Origin of the sequence: Pontixanthobacter sp. (assembly GCF_049682855.1) — a bacterium.
Taxonomy (GTDB): Bacteria; Pseudomonadota; Alphaproteobacteria; order Sphingomonadales; family Sphingomonadaceae; genus Pontixanthobacter.
The window spans coordinates 17,253-39,691 of sequence record NZ_JBAUIK010000007.1; the positions used below are offsets into that span (position 1 = coordinate 17,253).

At 56.9% G+C, this 22,439-nt stretch carries 25 protein-coding genes; 19 read left to right on the forward strand and 6 right to left on the reverse strand.

The window, feature by feature from the left end; genetic code table 11:
• The first annotated feature begins 120 nt into the window (after positions 1-120).
• A complete protein-coding gene (locus WA922_RS03000; protein ID WP_424770192.1) occupies positions 121-897 on the forward strand; it encodes a hypothetical protein in 777 nt (258 codons plus the stop codon).
• Between the two features lie 95 nt (positions 898-992).
• Here WA922_RS03000 and WA922_RS03005 read toward each other — a convergent pair whose 3' ends face one another.
• Both WA922_RS03005 and WA922_RS03010 read right to left on the reverse strand, forming a co-directional pair.
• Positions 993-1,763 carry an SDR family NAD(P)-dependent oxidoreductase gene (locus tag WA922_RS03005; protein WP_424770193.1) on the reverse strand — a complete coding sequence of 257 codons (771 nt, stop codon included), beginning with the start codon at positions 1,761-1,763 and terminating at the stop codon, positions 993-995.
• 84 nt (positions 1,764-1,847) lie between these two features.
• Complete coding sequence (locus tag WA922_RS03010) at positions 1,848-3,278, reverse strand: sigma-54-dependent transcriptional regulator (RefSeq protein ID WP_424770194.1); 1,431 nt, start codon at positions 3,276-3,278, stop codon at positions 1,848-1,850.
• A gap of 159 nt (positions 3,279-3,437) precedes the next feature.
• Between WA922_RS03010 and WA922_RS03015 the strand changes: the two genes are divergently transcribed.
• The 6 genes from WA922_RS03015 to WA922_RS03040 are packed head-to-tail and all read left to right on the forward strand — an operon-like array spanning position 3,438 to position 7,250.
• Positions 3,438-3,563, forward strand: coding sequence for an aa3-type cytochrome c oxidase subunit IV (locus tag WA922_RS03015; protein WP_424770195.1), 126 nt, complete (start codon positions 3,438-3,440; stop codon positions 3,561-3,563).
• A gap of 12 nt (positions 3,564-3,575) precedes the next feature.
• A complete protein-coding gene (locus WA922_RS03020) occupies positions 3,576-4,694 on the forward strand; it encodes an NAD(P) transhydrogenase subunit alpha (protein ID WP_424770196.1) in 1,119 nt (372 codons plus the stop codon).
• Positions 4,691-5,104 carry a hypothetical protein gene (locus WA922_RS03025; RefSeq protein ID WP_424770197.1) on the forward strand — a complete coding sequence of 138 codons (414 nt, stop codon included), beginning with the start codon at positions 4,691-4,693 and terminating at the stop codon, positions 5,102-5,104. Before WA922_RS03020 ends, WA922_RS03025 begins: the two co-directional genes overlap by 4 nt.
• Before the next feature lie 58 nt (positions 5,105-5,162).
• Entirely contained in the window at positions 5,163-5,447 is a 285-nt protein-coding gene (locus WA922_RS03030; protein ID WP_424770198.1) for an NAD(P) transhydrogenase subunit alpha, read from the forward strand.
• Entirely contained in the window at positions 5,447-6,895 is a 1,449-nt protein-coding gene (locus WA922_RS03035) for an NAD(P)(+) transhydrogenase (Re/Si-specific) subunit beta (RefSeq protein WP_424770199.1), read from the forward strand. Before WA922_RS03030 ends, WA922_RS03035 begins: the two co-directional genes overlap by 1 nt.
• A gap of 13 nt (positions 6,896-6,908) precedes the next feature.
• On the forward strand, positions 6,909-7,250 hold the full coding sequence (locus WA922_RS03040) for a hypothetical protein (RefSeq protein ID WP_424770200.1): 342 nt from the start codon (positions 6,909-6,911) through the stop codon (positions 7,248-7,250).
• Positions 7,251-7,256: 6 nt separating this feature from the next.
• Here the strand turns inward: WA922_RS03040 and WA922_RS03045 are convergent, their stop codons facing one another.
• Complete coding sequence (locus WA922_RS03045) at positions 7,257-7,673, reverse strand: DUF2147 domain-containing protein (protein WP_424770201.1); 417 nt, start codon at positions 7,671-7,673, stop codon at positions 7,257-7,259.
• Between the two features lie 100 nt (positions 7,674-7,773).
• Here WA922_RS03045 and WA922_RS03050 point away from each other — a divergent pair, with 100 nt between their 5' ends.
• From WA922_RS03050 to WA922_RS03085, 8 genes are all read left to right on the forward strand, one after another.
• Positions 7,774-8,991 carry a parallel beta-helix domain-containing protein gene (locus tag WA922_RS03050; protein ID WP_424770202.1) on the forward strand — a complete coding sequence of 406 codons (1,218 nt, stop codon included), beginning with the start codon at positions 7,774-7,776 and terminating at the stop codon, positions 8,989-8,991.
• Positions 8,988-10,010, forward strand: a complete 1,023-nt coding sequence (locus WA922_RS03055) for an SO2930 family diheme c-type cytochrome (protein WP_424770203.1) — start codon at positions 8,988-8,990, stop codon at positions 10,008-10,010. Before WA922_RS03050 ends, WA922_RS03055 begins: the two co-directional genes overlap by 4 nt.
• Positions 10,011-11,057 (forward strand): alpha/beta fold hydrolase, encoded by a 1,047-nt coding sequence (locus WA922_RS03060; protein WP_424770204.1) that lies wholly within the window; start codon positions 10,011-10,013, stop codon positions 11,055-11,057.
• Between the two features lie 28 nt (positions 11,058-11,085).
• Entirely contained in the window at positions 11,086-11,781 is a 696-nt protein-coding gene (locus WA922_RS03065) for an aspartate/glutamate racemase family protein (protein ID WP_424770205.1), read from the forward strand.
• Between the two features lie 81 nt (positions 11,782-11,862).
• A complete protein-coding gene (locus tag WA922_RS03070) occupies positions 11,863-13,023 on the forward strand; it encodes a deoxyguanosinetriphosphate triphosphohydrolase (protein WP_424770206.1) in 1,161 nt (386 codons plus the stop codon).
• A complete protein-coding gene (locus WA922_RS03075; protein WP_424770207.1) occupies positions 13,016-13,711 on the forward strand; it encodes an NAD(P)H-binding protein in 696 nt (231 codons plus the stop codon). The genes WA922_RS03070 and WA922_RS03075 overlap by 8 nt, the downstream gene beginning before the upstream one ends.
• 11 nt (positions 13,712-13,722) lie before the next feature.
• Complete coding sequence (locus tag WA922_RS03080) at positions 13,723-14,172, forward strand: ABA4-like family protein (RefSeq protein ID WP_424770208.1); 450 nt, start codon at positions 13,723-13,725, stop codon at positions 14,170-14,172.
• Positions 14,173-14,775, forward strand: coding sequence for a DUF938 domain-containing protein (locus tag WA922_RS03085; protein ID WP_424770209.1), 603 nt, complete (start codon positions 14,173-14,175; stop codon positions 14,773-14,775).
• Between the two features lie 7 nt (positions 14,776-14,782).
• Here WA922_RS03085 and WA922_RS03090 read toward each other — a convergent pair whose 3' ends face one another.
• Positions 14,783-14,911 (reverse strand): hypothetical protein, encoded by a 129-nt coding sequence (locus WA922_RS03090; protein WP_424770210.1) that lies wholly within the window; start codon positions 14,909-14,911, stop codon positions 14,783-14,785.
• 40 nt (positions 14,912-14,951) lie between these two features.
• Positions 14,952-15,866, reverse strand: a complete 915-nt coding sequence (locus WA922_RS03095; RefSeq protein ID WP_424770211.1) for a DMT family transporter — start codon at positions 15,864-15,866, stop codon at positions 14,952-14,954.
• On the opposite strand from WA922_RS03095, the gene WA922_RS03100 reads away from it, so the two are divergent.
• Entirely contained in the window at positions 15,853-16,176 is a 324-nt protein-coding gene (locus WA922_RS03100; protein WP_424770212.1) for a hypothetical protein, read from the forward strand. The two genes, WA922_RS03095 and WA922_RS03100, sit on opposite strands and share 14 nt — an antisense overlap.
• A 12-nt stretch (positions 16,177-16,188) precedes the next feature.
• On the opposite strand, the gene WA922_RS03105 is transcribed toward WA922_RS03100, so the two are convergent.
• On the reverse strand, positions 16,189-17,718 hold the full coding sequence (locus WA922_RS03105; RefSeq protein WP_424770213.1) for a CpaF family protein: 1,530 nt from the start codon (positions 17,716-17,718) through the stop codon (positions 16,189-16,191).
• Positions 17,719-17,934: 216 nt separating this feature from the next.
• Here WA922_RS03105 and WA922_RS03110 point away from each other — a divergent pair, with 216 nt between their 5' ends.
• From WA922_RS03110 to glmS, 3 genes are all read left to right on the forward strand, one after another.
• Positions 17,935-19,386, forward strand: coding sequence for a sulfatase-like hydrolase/transferase (locus tag WA922_RS03110; protein ID WP_424770214.1), 1,452 nt, complete (start codon positions 17,935-17,937; stop codon positions 19,384-19,386).
• 159 nt (positions 19,387-19,545) lie between these two features.
• A complete protein-coding gene (locus WA922_RS03115) occupies positions 19,546-20,439 on the forward strand; it encodes a DMT family transporter (protein ID WP_424770215.1) in 894 nt (297 codons plus the stop codon).
• Positions 20,440-20,537: 98 nt separating this feature from the next.
• Positions 20,538-22,361 (forward strand): glutamine--fructose-6-phosphate transaminase (isomerizing), encoded by a 1,824-nt coding sequence (glmS, locus tag WA922_RS03120; RefSeq protein ID WP_424770216.1) that lies wholly within the window; start codon positions 20,538-20,540, stop codon positions 22,359-22,361.
• The last annotated feature ends 78 nt before the right edge of the window (positions 22,362-22,439 follow it).

Below are 22,439 nucleotides of genomic sequence, written 5' to 3' on the forward strand. Positions count from 1 at the left end.
ACGCGGTCAGAGCCGGCATAGTAGGCGCACATGTAACGATTAAGCCGAAGCGCCCGAATATTCTTACGGGAAGGGCAGGCACCGCCATCACAAACTGGCGCATTGATTGAGAAAGTTATTATGACCCCCGCACCATCGCTTCGTATTGTCGCCGCTGCCGGATCGCTTGCGGTTCTGGCCATCGCTTCGCCATCAATTGCACAGGACCGCGATGAGTTTGTGCCGAAGGGCGGTGCATATGTGGCCATTCTGGCCGGTGTGACATCCCCGACAGATGGCGATTTCAGCGGCATACAGGATCCGCAAGGCAATGCGCCCGGAGCGGCGGGCGCAGCTGCCAATGTGCGGGCGGAATATGATGACGCATTTCAGGGGGCCGTCGCACTGGGGTATCGCATTCCCAAGCGAGTATTCAGCCTGTTTCAGCCGAGCGTTGAGCTGGAATACAGCCGCTTCAGTGCAGATGTCAGTGCTGGATCATTCAACGGCGGTAACCAGACTTTCGCTGGCGGTGCTGACGTGAGCGTCTACGCGGTAAATTACCAGTCTGACATTCGCTGGTCGACCGATCAGCGGGTTATTCCGTTTCTGGGTAGTGGTATCGGCGTCGCTGATGTCGGCGCGGACCTGGCGTATTTTCCCAATAACGGCATTGCTTCCGCGCCGACTTTTGCCGTGCGCGATGGTGATACGGGTCTATATTTGCAAAGCAATGCCGGTGTGACGTTTGTGATCAACGATACCGCTGATTTCAACACTCGCCTGCGGTACCAGCGGGTCAGCGGGCTTGATCTCGATCGCCGTTTTGTTGCTGGCGGCGCTGATGACCGCAATGCCGAACTGGAAGGCCAGTTTGAGACTGTCAGCCTGCTGGCGGGTGTTCGCTTCCGCTTCTGATTCATCCCAGCCCAAGCAATCCGCGGCATCGTGCCGATTGCAGGGGGGATACGCGCCTGAAAATCGGGTCAGCGAAACCCGGGGTTGGTCAGCGTTTAGAGCGAGAAACCGCCATCACTGATATGGACAGTGCCGGTTACATTGGCAGCGGCGTCGCTGAGTAAATAGCCGATATTGGCGGCAATTTCATCAGACGTGGCGAGTTTGCCGCGCGGCGTACCAACGGCCAGCCCTTGCAAGGCGGCATCACGGCCGTGCTCTTTGGCTGCCTTGCGGAACGCCTCGCCTGTATCCCAGATGGCAGTATCCGCGCCGCCCGGCGCAATGGCATTGACGCGGATATTGTCCCCGGCGCTCTCTGCCGCAGCGATCCGCGCCATGTGCGATACGCCCGCCTTGGCAACACCGTAAGCGCCGATACCGGGGACAGCCTTGTGGCCGGTCACCGATGAAACCATTACTATGCTTCCGCCACCTGACGCTTTCATCGCCCGCAAGGATGAGCGCAAAGTGAGAAATGCGCCATCAACATTAACGCCCATGACGCGCCGCCAATCCGCAAGCGTGTGTTCTGAAAACGGGGCGAACGCACCAATACCGGCATTTACCACAGCAAAGTCGAGAGCGGTGATGGATGTATCGAGGCTATCCCAAAACGCTTCATCGCTTACATCCGCGCCATGTCTTTGCACAGCGCAGCGAAAGTCCAGCCTGGCCAGCCCGGCCTCGTCCCGGTCGATCAGGATAAGCGTTCCGATGCCCTGGCTATCGAGGTGCCGTGCGCATGCAGCACCAATGCCCGATGCTGCGCCGGTGACGAGGGCGGTTTTTCCGGTGAAGCCGGGAAGCGATAAGGGGGATGGCATAGAGCGGGAATTCCTTGTTTCGGGTTCCGGCCCTTTGGCTCAATTCAGCAGTATGAGCAATGTCTGGCAATGTTTCGCCGCCGGTTATGCAGCATCGCCGATGCCCAGGTCACCCAGCTTGCGGTATAATGTCGAGCGTCCGATGCCAAGCCGGCGCGCGACCTCTGTCATACGTCCCCGATAGTGGCCGATGGCAAGGCGGATGACATCAGCCTCGATCTCGTCAAGCGGGCGTAAATTGCCGTCTGGCGTGTAGAGCATGATCCCGACGCCCTCTTGCATCGGATTGATCGCCTCATCGCATTCGCCCAGCAGTTCAGAGAGCTGCGGGAAGCTGTCCGCGGTCAATGTTTCCTTATCGCAGTGCACGGCAGAGCGAAACAGAACGGCCTGCAATTGGCGGACATTTCCTGGCCAGTCGAATGCGGATAGCAGCGCGAGAGCGCCGTCGGTAATGGTGATATGCCGCAATCCCGGCTGTTCACCAATCCGCGCGAGGAAATGGCGGGTCAGCGCCGGAATATCGCTTTGGCGTTGACGCAAAGGCGGCAGAACGATTGTCGTCTGACCAATCTGTTTCAACAGATCTGGGTGGAAATGCCCGACATTATTGTGTTCATTGGTCAAATCTGCAAGCGGCAGATTGCTGGCGCATAACAGGCGAACATCGACCCGGAAGCCGTGCGCTGCGCCAATCGGGCGGACAATGCCGCTGTCCATCGTCTCCGCCAATTTCGCCTGCAAACGTTCATCAAGCCGGTCAATTTCGTCCAGAACCAGCGTTCCGCCATCGCAGTGCTGCAACGCGCCGACTTGTCGGTCGAACGCCCCGGGGAATGCGTTTTGTTCATGACCAAACAATACCGATTCGATCGAATTGGCGGCGACACTGCGGATATTGATCAGGCGGAACGGGTTTTTGGCGCGCGGGCTGGCGGAATACATCGCCCGCATCAGCATTTCCTTGCCGGTACCGTTCTCGCCCTCGATCAGAACCGGCCCGTGGCCGCGCGCTGCCTTGGCCGCTTTGGCCAAAGCCGAACGAAATGCCGGGGAATTACCGATCATCGCGTCAAAATCGAGCGAAGCGGGCATTTTTTCGGTCAGAGGCTGCAACTCGTCCTTGGGCGGCTCGTTCTTGGTCGAGCTGCGCAGCGCCTGCATCAGCCGGTCTGGCGAAACCGGTTTGATCAGATAATCAGTCGCGCCTGCGCGCATCGCTTCGACCGCGAGCAGCGGGCTGGCGCTGGTGGTCAGCATCAGGATGGGCATGGCCGGGCGGCGCGTTTTCAACTCTTCAATCAAGGTGCAGGCATCATCGCCGGGCACCCATTGATCCAGAATGATCGCGGAACACTGCATCCCCTGACGCGTACCGAGCGTTGCAATGGCCGTTTCGGAATCCTTCACCACCAGCGTGCGCCACCCCTCACGCGCAGCAAGTGCTGTGATGAGACGGCTTTGGGCAGGCTCATCATCAATCAGCATCAAAAGGCGCGATTCGCTGTCTGACATAATTCCAAAATTGTCCCGTCGTGATACGGTGCAAGTCTCTAAGGCAGAGGAGTAAAGGTCAGATTAAGGCTAAGAACAGCTTTTGCGCTCTTGATGGGCATCGTGGCTCAGGTTAGACGGTTATCACATATTTCAACATACGATTTGGGGAACGATACAGTGCCAGCAGAAAACGACATGAAAGCCGCGAAAAGCACATATGACAGCTTTATCGCCAACCTTAAATGGAGCGTGCCATTGATCGCGGTAATAACCCTGATTGTCGTCATCGTCATTGCGCCATAGGGTAGAACGGCATTGAAAATCGCAGCATTGAAAGAGAGCGCGCCGGGCGAGACCCGGGTCGCCATAACGCCTGAAACGGTCAAGAAATTCATCGCGCTGGGCGCATCGGTTTCGGTCGAGAAAGGCGCAGGAGGCTCAGCCTCTGTCTCCGATGCTGCTTTTGAAGATGCAGGTGCACAGGTCACGGCAGCTGCCGAAGCGGTTGCGGGCGCGCAGATCGTGCTTGGTGTGCAAGCACCCGATACGATGCTGCTCAAAGGCGCGGCTGACGGCGCATGGGTTGCTGCAACCTTTGACCCCTTTGCCCAAACAGGCCGTATCGCCGCCTATGCCAAGGCCGGTTTTGAAGCCTTGTCGATGGAATTTATGCCGCGCATCACCCGCGCGCAAAGCATGGATGTGCTCTCCAGCCAATCCAATCTGTCTGGCTACAAGGCTGTTCTGGCTGCCGGGCATGAATATGGCCGCGCTTTTCCGATGATGATGACCGCTGCGGGCACGGTCCAGGCAGCGCGGGCTTTTGTGATGGGCGTCGGGGTTGCCGGTTTGCAGGCGATTGCAACTGCGAAACGGCTGGGCGCGCAGGTTTCTGCCACCGATGTGCGGTCTGCAACGAGGGAGCAGATCGCATCGCTGGGCGCAAAACCGATTTTTGTTGAGGACGTTGCCGGTATCGAAGGCGAGGGCAGTGGGGGGTATGCGTCGGAAATGAGCGAAGAATATCAGCGGGCGCAGGCCGAACTGGTATCACGCCATATTGCGAGGCAGGATATCGTCATCACAACCGCGCTCATCCCGGGCCGCGCCGCGCCGCGCCTGATATCGGACGCCCAGATCGCAACGATGAAGCCCGGGAGCGTGATTTTCGATCTCGCTGTGGCGCAGGGCGGCAATGTCGAGGGAAGCCAGGCTGACGAAGTGGTTATCAGGCACGGCGTGAAAATCATGGGCTATTCCAACACGCCCAGCCATCTGGCGGCGGATGCTTCGGCATTGTTCGCCCGCAACCTGTATAATTTCCTGTCGGCCTTCTGGGATCAGGAGCTGGGAAAGCCCGTCCTGGACGAAGAAATTGGCAATGCTGTCCGACTGACAAAGGGCGGCGTTATCGTAAATGAGAGGCTGAAATGATCAAATTTACGTTACCGATCGCCTGCTTCGCGCTCGCCGGATGTTCGATGATGGAAAGCGACACCAGCTACAGCGCATCTGATGCCAGCGATGGTGCCGCGTTCCGGGTGGAAGCGCGCGAAGTGTTCGGGCGGCTTGACCCCGTCTGTCCGTTTACCCGGGATGCTGATCAGCTGGCCCGCTATGCAGCAATGCAGGATCGTTACGCGCAACTGAAGGATTGGGTTGGCGGCACCCCCTTCGCGGTCGATCTGGCGATCATAGAGGCCGACTATGCCAATTTCTGGGCGTCCAATTCGGTCGAATGCGGACCGACTGATACCAAGGAAAGTATTGCGCAAATGAATGCCGAACTGGAAGCGATAAATACGCGGCTGGACACGCTGGAGACATTGGCCGGAGCCGTATAGCCAGCCAGACTGTGTCTTTACGCGGATGTGAAGATTTTACTTTTTGGGAATGCCGCTGATGGACTTTATTTCAATCCTGTCGATTTTCGTGATGGCCTGTTTTGTCGGCTATTATGTGGTGTGGTCGGTTACGCCTGCGCTCCACACGCCGCTCATGGCGGTGACGAATGCCATCTCATCGGTGATCATAGTCGGCGCATTGATCGCTGCGGCGGAAGCGGGCAGCCCCACGGCCAAATGGCTCGGGCTTGCAGGTGTAGTCCTGGCGAGCGTGAATATTTTTGGCGGCTTTGCTGTGACCGAACGAATGCTGGCGATGTATAAAAAGAAGGAGAAGAAGTGATGCTGACGCTTCTTGCCTCTGGAACAGGCGCGATTGCAACGCCTGCCTGGGCGATGCTCGCCTATCTCGCATCGGGTGTATTGTTCATCCTGGCATTGCGCGGATTAAGTTCGCCGCAAACCAGCCGCGCGGGAAACCGTTATGGCATGGTAGGTATGCTCATCGCGGTCGCAACCACTCTTGTCACTCACAGCATTGCGACATTGCCAGAAATCGCCATTGCTATTGCGATTGGCGGGTTTGCTGGTTTCACAATCGCGCGCAAAATCGCGATGACGGACATGCCGCAACTGGTTGCAGGGTTCCATTCGCTGGTTGGCCTCGCTGCCGTTCTGGTGGCGCTGGCGGCATTTCTTGATCCGCTTGCATTCGGGATTGCTGATCCTGCGGGCCAGATCATGGTTGTCAGCCGGATAGAGCTTGCGCTGGGCGCCGCGATCGGTGCGATTACATTTTCCGGCTCGGTCATTGCCTTTGCGAAGCTTAACGGCAATATGTCGGGTACGCCTATCCTGTTGCCCGCGCGCCATTTGATCAATCTGGGCACGCTGGCGGGGATTATCGTGCTGACAGGACTATACGCCATCAGCCCGGTGGGCGGCGCGGGCGAAGGCTGGATGTTCTGGGTCATTCTGGGCGCGGCATTCATTATCGGGTTCCTGCTGATCATCCCGATTGGCGGCGCAGATATGCCTGTCGTGGTGTCGATGCTGAACAGCTATTCCGGCTGGGCTGCCGCCGCGATGGGATTTACGCTTGGCAATACGGCGATGATTATCACCGGCGCTCTGGTCGGGTCGTCAGGTGCGATCCTGTCCTACATCATGTGCAAAGCGATGAACCGCAGCTTCATCAGCGTAATTGCCGGCGGCTTTGGCGCCGATGCATCGAGCAGCGGCAGCGAACCGCGCGAACAGCGTCCTTACAAGCAGGGCAGCGCCGCCGATGCGGCCTTCATGCTGGAACAGGCCGAGCGGGTTATCATCATCCCAGGCTATGGCATGGCGGTTGCGCAGGCACAGCACGTGCTGCGCGAAATGGCCGACGTGCTGAAACAAAAGGGCGTTGACGTGAAATACGCCATTCACCCGGTCGCTGGCCGGATGCCAGGGCATATGAACGTGTTGCTGGCCGAAGCCAATGTGCCCTATGACGAAGTGTTTGAGCTGGAAGATATCAATAGCGAATTCGCGCAGGCCGATGTCGCCTTCATCATCGGGGCGAATGACGTGGTGAACCCGGCGGCAAAGACTGACAAGTCCAGCCCGATCTACGGCATGCCGGTATTCGATGTCGACAAATCCAAGCAGGTGTTCTTTATAAAACGCAGCATGGGCGGCGCGGGCTATGCCGGGGTCGATAATGACGTGTTCTACATGGACCAGACCATGATGCTGTTATCCGATGCGAAAAAGATGGTCGAAGAGATCGTCAAGAACCTTGACTGAACCGGTGTAGCTGATGCGTAAATTGCTGATCGCTATTGTTGTGGTGGCGCTGCTGGCGGTGATTGCGGTGCAAACCGGCGCGGCAAAGCCGGTTGTCCAATGGCGCGTAGAGGCTGCATTGCTGGACTCCGGCCTGTCCGAACAGCGCGCTGAGTGTATGTCCGCACGGATGGTGGACCGGCTATCGATTTGGCAGCTTTACAAATTGCAGCAAGGTATGGCGCCGCAAGCGGGCGAGGCAGAAAGCCCCACCGGCCTAGGCGATTTGATCAAGCGTCTGCGCCGTGCGGATGATACAGAAGCTGTCGCGGTCACCGCCAGCAGTGCAGGCCTGTGTGCCATAGGGATCGGCTAGAGTATTTCAGGCCTTAGTGAATGTCGCAGTACGGCAGAACAGCAGCACGCACCCCTTGACTTTCAGACGATTACCTTCGCGCCAGACCTGCGCGTTAAAATTGCGGCCATCTTCGGGGCTATAGCCGTTGCCTTTGAACTTGCTGCCATCAGCCTTGAGGTTCCAGAAAATCCGCAAGCCCAATAGACGTTGCGACCGCTTTGACCGGTCAGGGTTTTCGGTGTCACGCGCGCCGCCTGCAGGTTCCGGGACGAGAAACTTTGAAATCTTGCCGCACATGGATGATCCGCATTGGTAGAACTGGATGATCGATTTTCCGTCATCGGTCTTCCAGTTGCCGGTAATGGATGCAGGTGCTGCCTGTGCCGGCGCGGCAATCATCAGTGAAGCAATCAGGGGCATAACCCATTTGGCGGTTGTCATTCGCATATTCCTCTTAAAAATGCCCAATGCGTCTTTCGCATGAAAGCGGCACTTGGTTTCATTGTAATTTTAGGACACAATGATTGTAACCGGGAGAAATATGATGGCAAAGCTGAACATGACGTGTCTGGCAGGTGCGGCTGCGCTCATGATAGCCGCGCCAGCTTGCGCCGAGACGATCATTGTCGCGCCGGGGGAAGGTGCTCAGGAACGGCTTCAGGAAGCGTTGATTTTGGCTGAGCCGGGCGACGAGATCCGCCTGGCAGAAGGGCGCTTTGTTCTGACTGACGGGCTTTCCCTGGATGTTGACAGCGTAATCCTGCGCGGTGCGGGCAGGAATAAGTCGGTGCTTGATTTCTCTGCTCAACGAGATGCAGGTGAGGGCTTGCTGATTACCTCCGACAACGTAACCTTGCGCGATTTCGCGGTCGAGAACACACGCGGGGACGGGATAAAATCAAAAGGTGCGGACGCCATTGTCTATTACCGCTTGCGCGTGGAATGGACCGGCGGGCCGCTGGAAACCAATGGTGCCTATGCCGTCTATCCGGTGGAGAGCGAGGATGTGCTGATTGACAGCGTCACCGTGCGCGGCGCATCTGATGCGGGCATTTACGTGGGCCAGAGCACAAACATCATCGTGCGCAATTCTGTCGCAGAATATAATGTTGCCGGAATAGAGATAGAGAACAGCCGCAATGCGCGCGTCTTTGGCAATTACGTTGCCCATAATACAGGCGGTATCCTGGTATTCGACTTGCCCAATCTGCCGGTGATGGGCGGCGGTAATGTGATGGTCGATCACAATCTGGTGATCAACAATGATGTTCCCAATTTTGCGCCTGCTGGAAATATCGTCGCCAGCGTGCCGATGGGATCGGGCATCATGGTGATGGCGAATGACAATGTCGCGATTGAAAATAACGTTGTCGACGGCAATGCCACAGCGGGGGTTCTGGTGGTCGCTTATTCACAGAGCTATGATGATGACCGGTATGATGCGCTGCCGCGCAGGGTTAGCGTATCGGACAGCAACCACTTCGGCAATAATGGCTATGCGCCCGATTTCCCCGGCGGTGCGATGCTGGCCGCAGCGTTTGGCGGCAATATCCCGGCTGTCATGTGGGATGGGCTGGGCACCGATGCGTTGTTGGCGGATGCAGAGGTGCCGGTTCTCTCGCTCGGCTATAGCGAGCAAGGGCAGGGGCCGGAAAGTGCGCGCCCAGATTTGGTGACCGGCACGGTGGCTGCCGCTGAGAAAGTGGACGCATTTTCCGCTACCCACCGCGCCGATATTGAGCAGCGTGCGCGTCCGTGAAGAATAGTGCGTGTCTTCTGGCGGCCACGATATCGCTGAGCGGGGCGCTGCTGATGCAGACACCCGCTCCGCACGCTGCGGCCCCTATCACCGTAAATGACGCCGTTGTTCAGGAGCGGCATCTCCCGCGTAAACTGTCTGATTTCGGGTTCTTTCAGAACGGCAGAGCGCAGATCCCGGCCGCCAATGTGATGCCATACCGGCTCAATATCCCGCTCTATTCCGACGGGGCGGAGAAACTGCGTTTCGTATATCTGCCAGACGCTCTGAACGCCTCCGCAGCCGGGGAGGGGTTACTCGCTCTGCCGGTTGGGGCTGCGCTGATCAAAACATTTGCCTTTGGTGAGGGAGAGGATCGCCGCCTGATTGAAACGCGAGTTTTACTGCACCGCGCCGATGGCTGGGTGGCGCTGCCGTATATCTGGAGCGATGAACAAACCGACGCGCGGCTGGCCATTGCCGGGGCGCGGATCGATATGGTCACGCCGCGCGGGGAGGGTATCAGCTACCGCGTGCCGAATAAGAACCAGTGTAAGGAATGCCACGGCCTGGATGGCGTAGTTATTCCAATCGGCCCGAAAGCGCGCAATCTATCGGGCGAATGGCTGAAAAAATTGACCGGCCTGGGCAAATTGGACGCGGTCCCGCAGGGGCACAGTCATTTTCCGCTGTGGAAAGACCGCGCTACGGCGGATTTGACCGCATCTGCGCGCGGCTATCTCGATGTGAATTGTGCGCATTGTCACCGGCCGGGCGCCACTGCATCCAATTCCGGTCTCGATCTGCGCTGGGAACAGGATGACCTGCATGCTCTGGGCATCAATAAGCGTCCGGTGGCTGCTGGGCGTGGTTCTGGCGGGCATACGTTTGATATCGTGCCCGGCGATCCCGATGGTTCGATTATGACTTTCCGCATGCGCAGCAATGAAGCGGGTGTGGCTATGCCTGAGCTCGGCAAAACGACCATAGATCAGGACGGCGCAGACATCGTCGCGCGCTGGATAGAGGGCATGCAATAAGTGAAAACCTTGGGAAAGATCCTGCTTGGCGCGGCGGCGCTATTGATTATCGCCTTACTGTTTTTTCGTACGCCCGATACTGATCCGGCCGAAATGCGTGCCAAATATGCTGGCGAGCCATCACAATTTGTTGCTCTGCCCAATGGCGTGACGGTGCATTTGCGCGATGAAGGGCCAGCCAATGGGAATGCCAATGGTGGTGCCGGGGCACCAGTGATGATCCTGCTGCATGGCTCCAACGCCGATCTGCTGACCTGGGACCCGTGGGTTGAGCGGTTATCGGATGAGTACCGGATCATCCGGTTCGACCAACCTGGTCACGGCCTGACCGGCGGAGCGCCCGATGGGACGTATGAGATTGAAAGCTATGTCGAAACCGTCGACCAGCTTGCCGATGCGATGGGGTTAGAGAAGTTTATATTGGGCGGAAATTCGATGGGCGGCGGGCATTCGCTCGCCTATGCCGCGGCGCATCCCAAACGGGTGCAGGGATTGATACTGATCGATGCATCGGGCGCCCCGCCTAGTGCACGAACGGGGGAGGATAAGAGTAGAGGCAATATCGGCTTTACCATCGCGCAAACGCCAGTGCTTAACCAATTAATGAAGCATATTTCACCGCGCAGTATCATCGAGCAAAGCCTGCGTCAGAGCGTCACCAACCAGGATATCGTGACCGATGCCGCCATCGATCGCTATTGGGAAATGCTCCGTTATCCCGGCAACCGTGCGGCAACAATTGTGCGTTTCAGTCAGACCCGCACACCGTTTAGCAAACAGCAATTGGCTAAATTGACCATGCCGGCTCTGGTGATTTGGGGGGGTAAAGACACGGTGATCCCCTTATCTGCCGGGCAGTGGCTGGACCAAAACCTGCCAAACAGCAAGTTGGTCGTGCTCGAAAATATCGGTCACTTGCCAATGGAGGAAGCGCCCGATGCCAGTGCGAATGCCGTGAAGGCATGGATGAGGCAAAGCGGGTTGGCTGGCTCATCAGCGCAAACATTGCCGCCGCCACCGGTAGACGAACGCGTAACGGGCACGTAAAGCGTCCGCTCTGATAGAGGGATACATCGTGCGCAAACTGGGTATAATCGGCGGAATGAGCTGGGTCTCTACTCGTATTTATTATGAGCAGATCAATAAACGCATCCAGAAACGTACTACCCCGATGACCAGTGCACCGCTATTGATCGAGAGTCTCGATTTTTGTGCGCTTTACGGTCTGACCAAAGCCGAAGATTGGGACCGCGCGGCCGATGTCATTTCTGCATCAGCAAAAAGACTGGAAGCGGCTGGCGCGAGCGCCATCGTCATCGCTGCAAATTCCATGCACAAAGTCTACGATCAGGTCGCGGCGAATGTTGCGATACCGATCCTGCATATTGCCGATGCGGTGGGCGCAAGGATGCAGGCCGACGGGGTTACACAGGCGACCTTGCTGGGCACGCGCAATGTCATGACGGAAAGTTTCTTCCGTCAGCGATTGGTTGCACATGGTGTGGATTTGACCGCGCCGGTCATGGCCAATGTCGAGATACTCGAAACGATTATTTATGATGAGTTGATGGTAGGAAAGGTTACGCGTGATGCGCAGCGCGCGCTTAAGACTATCATTACCCGCAAAGAACAGGACGGCGTGAAGGCCATCGTTCTGGCGTGCACGGAGTTGGACATGATTGTTGATGTGGATGCCAACATCCTGCCGATCTACGATTCTGCGCGGATTCACTGTGAAGCGGCGGTGCGCTGGATTATGGACGAAGACTGATCCCTGCGCCGCATTCTGCACAGTGTGTTCCCCTATTGATCCCGTTGTCGCTGATCCGCCGCTCGCCTAAGCCGCCTGTCTATGACACGCGCTCTATATGCCGCTGATCCTGCTACCTCTCGCGGGAGGGAGTTTCCCGAGAACCGCGATGGCGCGCGCGGGCCGCGTAGCGAGTTCCAGCGTGACCGGGACCGGATTATCCATTCGATTGCATTCCGCCGTCTGCGTAGCAAAACCCAAGTGTTTATTGCGCCAGACGGGGACCATTACCGAACCCGCCTTACCCATAGTCTGGAAGTTGCCCAGATTGGCCGCGTTGTCGCACGCGCGCTGGGTCTCGATGAAGATCTGACCGAGGCGCTGTGTCTGGCGCATGATATCGGCCATCCGCCATTCGGCCATGCAGGGGAGAAGGCCCTGTCAGCAGCGATGGAAGCGCATGGCGGATTTGACCACAATGCCCAGTCGCTGCGCACGCTGATGCGTTTGGAAAGCCCCTATTGCGATCATGACGGGCTCAATCTGACATGGGAATTACTGGAAGGTCTGGCAAAGCATAATGGGCCTGTTGAGCACCCGGGCTGGGCGCTGAGCGAACTGGATAGTGCCTATCCCTTGGAATTGTCACAGCACGCATCGCTGGAGGCGCAAGTTGCTGCAGTCGCTGATGATATTGCTTATGACAATCATGACATAGATGATGGGCTGCGCGCCGGTTTTCTCGATCTTGATGAATTGCTCTCGCTCGATTTCATCGCGGAGGCCTGGCGCCTGGTCGAAAAACGTTTCCCCCATGCTGCGAGAGAGCGCCAGTTGCGCGAATTGATCCGCGGGCAAATCGGCGTGATGGTGAATGACGTTCTGGACCATACGCGGCGCAATGCAGAGGGCCTGGAATCGGCGGGCGAAGTGCGCCGCGCAGGAAAAATGCTCGCCGGTTTTTCGCCAGCTATGGCAGCGCAGGAGCGCCAGCTCAAGAATTTCATGTATAACAAGCTATACTATCACCCTGAACAGCTCGCCACAGCGGCGAAAGCGAGCGATGTCGTGGCCCGGCTCTATGCTGCTTTTGATCGCGATCCTGCGTATATGTCATCGGGTTGGCGCAACACATTGCCGCAGGACGAACCACATCGCAGCCGCCATATTGCAGACTTTATCGCCGGGATGACGGATAGGTTCGCGATCGAGCAGTTCCGCCGGATTTATGGCACCGAGCCGGAGGGATTGAGCAATGTCTAGCCCCCTCAGCATCGCTCTTGTTGGCGCAACGGGTTTGATCGGCCGGACACTCATTGAACGCAGTGTTGGCCGAGAAGATATCCGAATTCTGGCGGTCGCGCGGCGCGAAATGAAATTGCCCGCCGGCGCGAAAATGGAGCTGGTCGTCGCCGCTCCGCAGGAATGGGGAGCGGTATTTGAACGGGTGCGGCCTGACGTTCTGGTCAGCGCACTCGGTACGACATGGTCCAAGGCGGGCAAGGATGAGGCGGCGTTTCGCGCGGTCGATCAGCATCTGGTGCTGGATACGGCGCTGGCGGCAAAGGCATCTGGCGTTATGAGGATGATCGCAGTCAGTTCCGCCGGAGCGGATGCGGCATCCAAAAACTTTTACCTGCGGGTCAAGGGCGAAGTCGAGCGCGATCTGATGAAAGCCGGATTGTCCCGGCTCGACATCCTGCGGCCAGGCCTGCTGCGCGGATCACGCCGGAATGATCCCCGCCTCGGAGAAAGTCTGGCGGCCGTTGTCAGCCCGGTAATGGATATGATGCTGCATGGTCCCTATCGTAAATACAGGTCGGTCAGGGCCGAAGTGGCAGCGGACGGTATTCTGGCACTGGCGCTGAAAAAAGCGGCGGGCAGGTTCATTCATGATGGTGACGCGATTATGCGCGCGGCAAACAGTTTGCCGCATATCGCGCGCGATTGAAGGGAACAGATATGTGGAATGTTATCTTTGCAGCCGCAAACCTGCTCGCTCTTGCGTGCTGGATCACACTGATCCTGCTGCCGCGCCATCCGCTGGCGCTCAGCGCCATCATGTATTGCGGTGTGGGGCTGCTCTGTTTGATCTACACGGCGTGTATGGCGTCCCTCGTCACCGGCCTTGCCGATCCGGTTGGGCCGCGCGGTGATATCAGCGTTTCGACGATTGCAGGCGTGCGGGCGATGTTTGCTACCGATGGCGGCGTAACGATAGGCTGGGTGCATTACCTCGCCTTTGATCTGTTTGCCGGGTTATGGACCGCGCGTGATGCAGATGCAAAAGGGTTTTCGCGGATAGTGCAGGCACCGATCCTGTTGCTCACATTCCTCGCCGGACCGATAGGCTTGCTCACCTGGCTGATTGTGCGGGAGCGTGCTGCGCGTAAACTGGGCCGGATGACGTAAATGAAACGCCACGCCCCTGCGACAGCGCGCAACAGTGCCGCAATAGCCAAGGTGCTGGGTAAAGAACTGCCGAAAACCGGCTCTGTGGTGGAGATTGCGAGCGGATCGGGCGAACATGCCGTTTACTTCGCGCGCCAATTTCCTGACACGGTCTGGTATCCGACCGATTATGAGGTGGATGCGCTGCATTCAATTCGGGCCTGGACTGACGAAGCGGGCCTTCCCAATATCGCCGCACCGCAGAAACTGGATGCCAGCAATCCGCCGTGGGATATCCCGCCCGCTGACGCAATTTTCTGCAGCAATCTGGTCCATATCAGCCCTTGGGCGGCCAGTGTCGGCCTGTTTGCAGGGGCGGCAGCGACGTTGCGGGGTCATGCTCCGCTTATATTATATGGCCCATTTCTGGAGGCGGCGATAAATACCGCGCAATCAAATCTGGATTTTGAGGCCAGTCTCAAAGCCCGCAATACACAGTGGGGGCTGCGCAATACGGATGACCTTGATGCGCTTGCGCGGGATGCAGGGCTAGCGAGAACCGCGCGCTATCCAATGCCGGCCAACAACCTCATTTTGGTCTACCGCCGCAAGCACGACAATTAATATACTGTCAGACCGCTTCATCGACATCGTTGGCAACTGATTCCAGATCCTGCCCCGCGCCGCGTACGGTATTGCACGCGCTGAGCGATAACCCGACAAAAATGAGTGTAAGAGCGAGAATGATTTTCTGTATCATGCGATCAATCCTTATGTGCAAGCGGTCAACGGCACATGCATCATTTAGTTCCAGCCGTTTTCATGGCGGCCCGCTTTGACAACAAACGCTCGCGCCAGGCAACCAGCAGACCCGATGCGATGATGAGCGGTGCCCCGATGGCGAGCGTAGCGGGGGGAATACGGTCAAACAGGAAATAGCCGAACGCCGTAGCCCAGATGATCGATGTGTAATCCATAATGATGATCGTCGCAGCTGATCCGTATCGCAGGCTGGATGTCAGCAACATTTGCGCTGCGGCGCCGCATACCGCCACAGCGAGTATCAGCTGCCATGTGGCGGTGTCATGTGCTGTCCACACAAAAGGCAACGCCAACGCCGCGACCGGTGATGTCAGCGCAGTAAACCAGAATACGATGGCCCAGGGGCTTTCGGTTTTGTTCAAATCCTGTATCTGGATGGATATCAGCGCGACCAGAAACGCCGCGACCAGCCCGACAGCGACACCGACCATATTGATATCGCCGCTGCCGCCGGGTTGCACAACGAACACCACGCCCGCGAAGCCGATAGCGATCGCGGCCACACGGTATTTGCCAATTCTTTCAGCAAACAAGATCATCGATAGAAATACGGCGAACATCGGCGCAGTAAAGCTGATGGCTGTCGCTTCCGCCAGAGGGAGGAGGATAACCGCGCCGTAAACAAATACCATGCCGATAATGCCCAATACCGACCGCCGGATATGCGCATTCAACCGCGTGGTTTTGACCGCCGCGATCCGGCCCGCGAAATACATAAAGCCGCCAATCAGCATAAATGTGATCGCCTGCCGCCAGAAAATCAGTTCCAGCAGATGCGCGCCGCGTTGCTGCGCCAGTTTAAGCAGAGCGCCCATCGTGGCCAGCGACAGCGCCGTCATCAGGCGAAGACCCAGCGCCAGCATCGGGCGCGGCCGGGCGATGGTACCGTCCATATACCGCGCCATAGGCGGTTGGGGCCGGCGTGCAAGTGTGGTTGCGCAATCGGGCATTTCTACCCATATCCGCGGCGCGATGGATGTGCAGCGGCTTTGGATATTTGCAAGTGACGCAGAGATCGTCGGCCTGTGGGGGCTCGGCTTTATCATGCTGGCATTGCTCGCGCTGCTGGCTGAACGCAGGCGCAACGAACACGCACGGTTTGACCGTGTCGGATGGGTTCCGTGGACCGGCCTGTTTATGTGCTGCGCGATGATTGGCGGCGGGCTGATAGCTCTCGCCGCCAAAGGGATTATTGCGGGTTAGCGCGGTGTTTTCTTAAAGACAGGCTTCGAGATAGGCCTGATCGAAACCGAACATGCGCGCTTTCTCCAGCGTGTAGGGGCGCAGACCGGAGGCGCGGTATTCGCCCACAATCTTGCCGTCTTCGCTTTCATCGAGATATTCGAACTTGAACAGGTTCTGGGTCACGATCACGTCGCCTTCCATCCCGATGACCTCGGTAATGTCAGTGGTCCGGCGTGAACCATCGCGTAAACGTTTCACCTGCACGATCAGGTCAACCGATTCGGCAATCTGGCGGGAAATTGCTTCCTTCGGGATTTTGATGTCGCCCATCAGAATCATGTTCTCCATCCGGCCCAGACATTCGCGCGGGCTGTTGGCGTGAAGCGTACACATCGATCCATCGTGGCCCGTGTTCATCGCGGCCAGAAGGTCAAAACATTCCGCGCCGCGAATCTCACCCAGGATAATCCGGTCAGGGCGCATACGCAGGGCGTTTTTAACCAGGTCACCAATAGTGATCGCGCCTTGCCCTTCCAGGTTTGGCGGGCGGGTTTCCAGCGGCAACCAGTGGGGCTGCTGCAAGCGAAGCTCTGCCGCATCCTCAATGGTCAGAACGCGCTCGCCCGGATCGATCATTTTTGACAAGGCGTTGAGCATGGTTGTTTTACCGGAACCCGTACCGCCGGAAATAACCACGTTGAAACGACACGCACCGGCAATTTTCAGTGCAGTCGCCATCTGGTCGCTCATCGAACCAAAGCCCTTGAGCATATCAATGGTAATCGGTTTCTCGGAGAATTTACGTATCGAAATCGCGGTACCTTTGAGCGACAGTGGTGGAACAATGACGTTCACACGCGAACCGTCTTTCAAACGGGCATCAGCCAGCGGCGTGGTCTGGTCCACGCGGCGGCCGACCTGGTTGACGATGCGTTGGGCAATCTGGAACAAATGCGCTTCATCGCGAAAGCGGATGGGCGCGATGACCAGCTTGCCGCCTTTTTCAATATATGTCTGGTCCGGGCCATTGACCATGATATCGGAGATATCCGGATCGTTTAGCAATTCTTCGAGTGGGCCAAAGCCGAGCAGCTCGTCAATCAAGACTTTTTCCAGCGCGAATTGTTCGCGCCGGTTCAGTGTGACTTTAAGTTCGGCCAGCACTTCCATGATAATCGGGCGAAATTCTTCCGCGAGCTCTTCTTTGCTGAGCGTTGCGGCGGCTTCGGGATCGACCCGTTCAAGCAGGCGCGGCAGCACCTGTTCCTTAATTTTATGCACGCTGGCTTCGAAGCCGCCAATCTCTGCGGTCCCTTCCATAACCGCGTTGGCGCGGTCGGTCAGGCGGGTCATCGCGTCGCTTTTGTTCGGCGGCGTGGCGGCTGGCATGGCGCTCTCGTCTTCACCGGGCAGCGGAGGAAATTGCTCACCGCCGGGTGGCGGAACATCCGACGGCTTGGACGATTTGCCATCGCCCTTCATCGGGCGGGCGACGCCAAAGGATGGTCGCGCGCCGGATGCCATACCGCTTGGTCCGTTTTTCCGTCCAAATGCACTCATCTGTGATCCCCATGCGCGGCACAAACCCGCGTCGATATAAGTGTTGTACTGGGCACCAGCGCCCAATCAGTTCTCAATGGAAATGGTGAATAGATTGGAAACCTTATTTTTTTCTAAATGCGGCTGTCACGGTCGCTTTCATGGCTCTGAAATATTTAATTAACCAAAACTCGGTACCCGCACTCCGTGGAAAATTACGGATCTGCGGGAAATAACATGACGCAATGGTTTCGCTTTGAGCTTTTTAAGGAGATACCGTGGCGCTGGCTTGTTTTCTGGCTGTTGGTGCCCAACGCAGCCATCATCCTGATGTGGCCTGTCGGCGGACCGGCAATGACGATTCCGATATTGTTCTGCAGCGCATTGGCCTTGGTTGCATCGCAGCTGCCGTGGAAAGCTGTACGGTATGTGTCACTGGTAATTATCTTTGTAATTCTGCCATCAACCTACATAACGAGTTCGTTCAACATATCTTTGATTAACATATTCTATGCCGATCAATATCTGAATAATCTGGATATGATGCGATCAGCCGACTACGTTATCGCATTGATATTGATGATCATTGGCCTGGGCGTTGCCTTGCGCTTTGGTGCGACCACCAAAAAGTTCGTGTCAAAAGATCAATATATAATGGCAGTCGTATCAATACTGATGCTCGTCAATATGGATATCTATGCAAGTTCCGACACACGCGGGAGTTACAAAGCGCGGGCACCGGCTGATGAGCCGATCGACTCGGCGGTCATCCAGGCGGGTATCCATCCCGCAACTGTCAGCGCACAAAATCTGGTTGTAATCATTGTCGAAAGTTGGGGGGTTCCGATTGCAGAAACGGACCGTCAGGTCGATAACCGGAATTGGGATACCTCCATCCTGGAGCCGCGATATATTGCTGAGCGAGGAACAAGTAAGTACTTTGGTTCGACGACCAACTCAGAAATACGTGAATGGTGCGGTGTTTGGGCTGACCATTTGAGCTTTGCATTTGACGGAGCGCATTGTCTGCCAGAAAAATTTGGTGAATCGGGATTTCACACCGCTGCCTTTCATTCCTTCACTGGCACTTTTTTCAATCGTGACGAGTGGTACGTGAAACTCGGGTTTGACCAGCAAGTATTTAGAGAAGGATTGTTCGATAAAGGCGCCGATGCGTGCAAGGGGTTATTCAACGGTGTGTGCGACGCAGACGTGCCTTCGATCATTGGTGATTACCTTCGTCATTCAAAATCGGAGCGCAATCTCGTTTACTGGCTCACATTGAACGCGCATCTGCCTATCGCGGTTGATGAGAAGGTCGGGACGGATAAATGTACCTTAGGGCCGCAGCAGTGGCGCGATGATTTTCCGGTGCTGTGCAGAAGCTATACCGTCCACAAGGTTCTAGCAGATTCGATCTTCCAGGAGATTATGGCCAGCGATTTTCCAGAATCGGATATTTTAATTGTCGGCGACCATATGCCGCCATTTTTCCCCAGAGCAATGCGGACGCGTTTTGATCCAGGTCGGGTTCCCTGGATTTATCTTAAAAACAGGCAAGCGCAGGAACGTTCAGTGTCTGAACCATCAGAGGCCGTCAAACTGACTTCGATCTCGCCCAGATCCGCACTTAGTAAGCCAACCAGCCTTCCCGGCGAGCAGCTCCGCCCGATATCCTCGTCATTTTGACACCGCGCCTGGGGGGATGAATTGGTACACGCCTCAGGGTTTTTGATCGAGCTAAACATACCGAAGCCACAATCTCCGAATTGCTCAGAACCCGCTGATTGCGGTGCTGGTAATATTATGTTCCGCAGCATAGAGCCCTCTTGATGAGAGGGGGGCGGCGTGACCGATCAGAATACGCGGCTGGGATTACTGCTGGCACTGTCCGGTTTTGCCATCCTTTCGGTGGGTGATGCGGTTGTCAAGACAATGGCCAATGACTGGTCACCGGTGGCAGTGGCAGCCTTGCGGTTTACCATTGGCGCTGTTGTCTTGGCCGGTTTTCTTGGTCTGAAAGAGGGGGCAGTAGCGTTCCGGCCAGCAAGAATGTGGCTACAGGCCGTCCGCGGCTTTAGCCTTGCGGGCGCGACCTTGTGCTTTTTCTCCGCCATATTTGTCATGCCCTTGGCCGATGCGACTGCGATTGGCTTCGTCGCGCCGTTTTTGGTCGCGATGCTCAGCTGGCCAGTATTGAAGGAAAAAGTGCTGGCATCAACCTGGGGGGCGGCGGTCATCGCGTTTGCCGGGGTGTTGCTGATCCTGCGCCCTAATGTGGCGGAGCTGGGCTTTGCTGCTTTGCTACCGCTCGGCGGGGCACTGTTCGTCAGCATATTGGTGCTCGGCAACCGCGCTGCGGCTGGCACCGGCTCTGCACTGTCAATGCAGGTCTTTCTGGCTGCATTCGCCGCGCCCATGCTGATTGTCGCGGCATTTGCGGGCAGGGCAAGCGGCATTGAATTGCTGGACTTTGGCTGGCCCGATTGGACAGTTGTGGCACGGTGCGCCTTTGTCGCCGTCACCGCGAGTACCGCGCATCTGCTGATTTATCTTGGCACTACCAGAGCGGGCGCAGCGACAATTGCCCCGATGACCTACGTGCAATTGCTGGTGGCGGCCGGGCTCGGCTGGCTGTGGTTTGGCGATGTCCCTGATATAATGACACTGATCGGTGCGGTTATCATTATCGGATCGGGTCTCGTCATGTGGTGGGCGGGGAAGCCAAAACCCGTGTCGTAATCGGCCCGGAAATATTACAGGAATTGCAACGTTTTTGGGCTAAGAACGTGGCGAGCGACTTTCAGAATCACACTTACATACGCTAAAGGCATTCTTCTATGTGCGGCATCATTGGCATTGTTGGAAAAGACCCGGTTTCAGACCGGTTGGTCGATGGCCTGCGCCGGATGGAGTATCGCGGCTATGATAGCGCCGGTGTCTGCACGATAGATGATGGCGCGCTGATCCGCCGCCGTGCTCAGGGTAAATTGGCCAATCTGGTGACGGAACTGGCGGGGAACCCCGCGCCCGGCTTGATCGGTATTGCGCATACACGCTGGGCCACGCATGGCGCACCGACCACGCATAACGCGCACCCCCATGCAACCGACCATGTTGCTTTGGTTCACAATGGTATTATCGAAAATTTCAAGCCGCTGCGTGATGCTCTGATTGCGAATGGCCGCATACTGGAAAGCGATACGGATAGCGAAGTGGTGGCGCATTTGATCTCCGCAGAGGTCGAGAATGGTGCCTCACCCGAAGAGGCGATCAAAGCCGTCTTGCCGCAATTGCGCGGTGCGTTTGCGCTCGCCATCGCCTTTCGTGAATTTCCCGACATGTTGATCGGGGCGCGGCTCGGCTCGCCGCTCGTCGTTGGTTACGGAGAAGGGGAGACCTTTCTTGGTTCAGACGCGCTGGCATTGGCGCCGCTGACACAAAAGATCACCTATCTGGAAGAAGGCGACTGGGTTGTCATAACCAATGATGGCGCAGTTATATTTGACGCTGACAATACGCTGGTTCAGCGGGAAATCACCACATCGGGCGCATCGGCGGCGGCAGTGGAAAAGGGCAATTACCGCCACTTCATGCAGAAAGAGATTTTCGAACAGCCTACCGTAGTGGCGCAAACACTTGCCAGCTATGTCCATCGCGCAGATGAGCGCGTGGCTTTGCCGCAACTAGATTTCGATTTGTCGGCGATCAAGCGGATTACGATCGTCGCTTGCGGCACATCCTATTACGCCGGTCTGGTAGCGAAATATTGGTTTGAGCAATTTGCGCGGGTGCCGGTTGATATCGATGTGGCGAGCGAGTTCCGTTACCGCGACCCGGTGCTGGAGGATGGTGGTCTTGCGCTGTTCATCTCCCAATCGGGTGAAACCGCCGATACTTTGGCTGCGTTGCGTCATTGCAAAACAGCAGGCCAGACCATTGGTGTGGTGGTCAATGTGCCGACCAGTTCGATGGCGAGGGAGGCGGATCTCTTACTGCCAACCCATGCAGGCCCCGAGATAGGCGTGGCTTCAACCAAGGCCTTCACCTGCCAATTGGCCGTGCTCGCCGCGTTAGCGGCGCATTTGGCGGTTAAAAAAGGTCGGATGGACCGGACAGAAGAGCAGGACGTGGTCAAACATCTGCTCGAAGCGCCAGCCTGTTTGAACGCCGCATTGCAGCATGATGATGATATTGCAGCGATGGCACATCTGATCGCGCCCGCGCGCGATGTGCTATATCTGGGGCGCGGGTCCGATTTCCCGCTGGCGATGGAAGGCGCATTAAAGCTGAAAGAGATCAGCTATATACATGCAGAAGGCTATGCATCGGGCGAAATGAAACATGGGCCGATTGCTTTAATTGATGAGCAGGTTCCAGTCATTGTTCTGGCGCCGTCGGGCCCGCTTTTCGAAAAGACTGTTTCCAACATGCAGGAAGTGCGCGCGCGCGGCGGGCAGATCGTGTTGATCTCTGACGAAGACGGTATTGCGGATGCGGGCGAGGGATGCATTGCGACCATAGAAATGCCCAATGTTCATCCATTGATCGCGCCGCTGGTCTATGCGGTACCGGTTCAGTTGCTTGCCTACCACGTGGCATGTGCCAAGGGCACCGATGTCGACCAGCCACGCAATCTGGCCAAATCGGTGACGGTCGAATAGCTCGCTACGGCAAAAATTCTGTAATATTTTCAGCATATTAACTTATACTCCGACGGGGCAAAAAACTATGTGAAGTCA

Excerpts from the sequence above, each read along its gene's own strand:
- WA922_RS03000 (WP_424770192.1), top strand. The coding sequence starts at position 121 with ATGACCCCCGCACCATCGCTTCGTATTGTCGCCGCTGCCGGATCGCTT.
- WA922_RS03005 (WP_424770193.1), bottom strand. The coding sequence starts at position 1,763 with ATGCCATCCCCCTTATCGCTTCCCGGCTTCACCGGAAAAACCGCCCTC.
- WA922_RS03010 (WP_424770194.1), bottom strand. The coding sequence starts at position 3,278 with ATGTCAGACAGCGAATCGCGCCTTTTGATGCTGATTGATGATGAGCCT.
- WA922_RS03025 (WP_424770197.1), top strand. The coding sequence starts at position 4,691 with ATGATCAAATTTACGTTACCGATCGCCTGCTTCGCGCTCGCCGGATGT.
- WA922_RS03030 (WP_424770198.1), top strand. The coding sequence starts at position 5,163 with ATGGACTTTATTTCAATCCTGTCGATTTTCGTGATGGCCTGTTTTGTC.
- WA922_RS03035 (WP_424770199.1), top strand. The coding sequence starts at position 5,447 with ATGCTGACGCTTCTTGCCTCTGGAACAGGCGCGATTGCAACGCCTGCC.
- WA922_RS03040 (WP_424770200.1), top strand. The coding sequence starts at position 6,909 with ATGCGTAAATTGCTGATCGCTATTGTTGTGGTGGCGCTGCTGGCGGTG.
- WA922_RS03045 (WP_424770201.1), bottom strand. The coding sequence starts at position 7,673 with ATGACAACCGCCAAATGGGTTATGCCCCTGATTGCTTCACTGATGATT.
- WA922_RS03050 (WP_424770202.1), top strand. The coding sequence starts at position 7,774 with ATGATGGCAAAGCTGAACATGACGTGTCTGGCAGGTGCGGCTGCGCTC.
- WA922_RS03070 (WP_424770206.1), top strand. The coding sequence starts at position 11,863 with ATGACACGCGCTCTATATGCCGCTGATCCTGCTACCTCTCGCGGGAGG.
- WA922_RS03075 (WP_424770207.1), top strand. The coding sequence starts at position 13,016 with ATGTCTAGCCCCCTCAGCATCGCTCTTGTTGGCGCAACGGGTTTGATC.
- WA922_RS03080 (WP_424770208.1), top strand. The coding sequence starts at position 13,723 with ATGTGGAATGTTATCTTTGCAGCCGCAAACCTGCTCGCTCTTGCGTGC.
- WA922_RS03085 (WP_424770209.1), top strand. The coding sequence starts at position 14,173 with ATGAAACGCCACGCCCCTGCGACAGCGCGCAACAGTGCCGCAATAGCC.
- WA922_RS03090 (WP_424770210.1), bottom strand. The coding sequence starts at position 14,911 with ATGATACAGAAAATCATTCTCGCTCTTACACTCATTTTTGTCGGGTTA.
- WA922_RS03100 (WP_424770212.1), top strand. The coding sequence starts at position 15,853 with ATGGTACCGTCCATATACCGCGCCATAGGCGGTTGGGGCCGGCGTGCA.
- WA922_RS03095 (WP_424770211.1), bottom strand. The coding sequence starts at position 15,866 with ATGGACGGTACCATCGCCCGGCCGCGCCCGATGCTGGCGCTGGGTCTT.
- WA922_RS03105 (WP_424770213.1), bottom strand. The coding sequence starts at position 17,718 with ATGAGTGCATTTGGACGGAAAAACGGACCAAGCGGTATGGCATCCGGC.
- WA922_RS03110 (WP_424770214.1), top strand. The coding sequence starts at position 17,935 with ATGACGCAATGGTTTCGCTTTGAGCTTTTTAAGGAGATACCGTGGCGC.
- glmS (WP_424770216.1), top strand. The coding sequence starts at position 20,538 with ATGTGCGGCATCATTGGCATTGTTGGAAAAGACCCGGTTTCAGACCGG.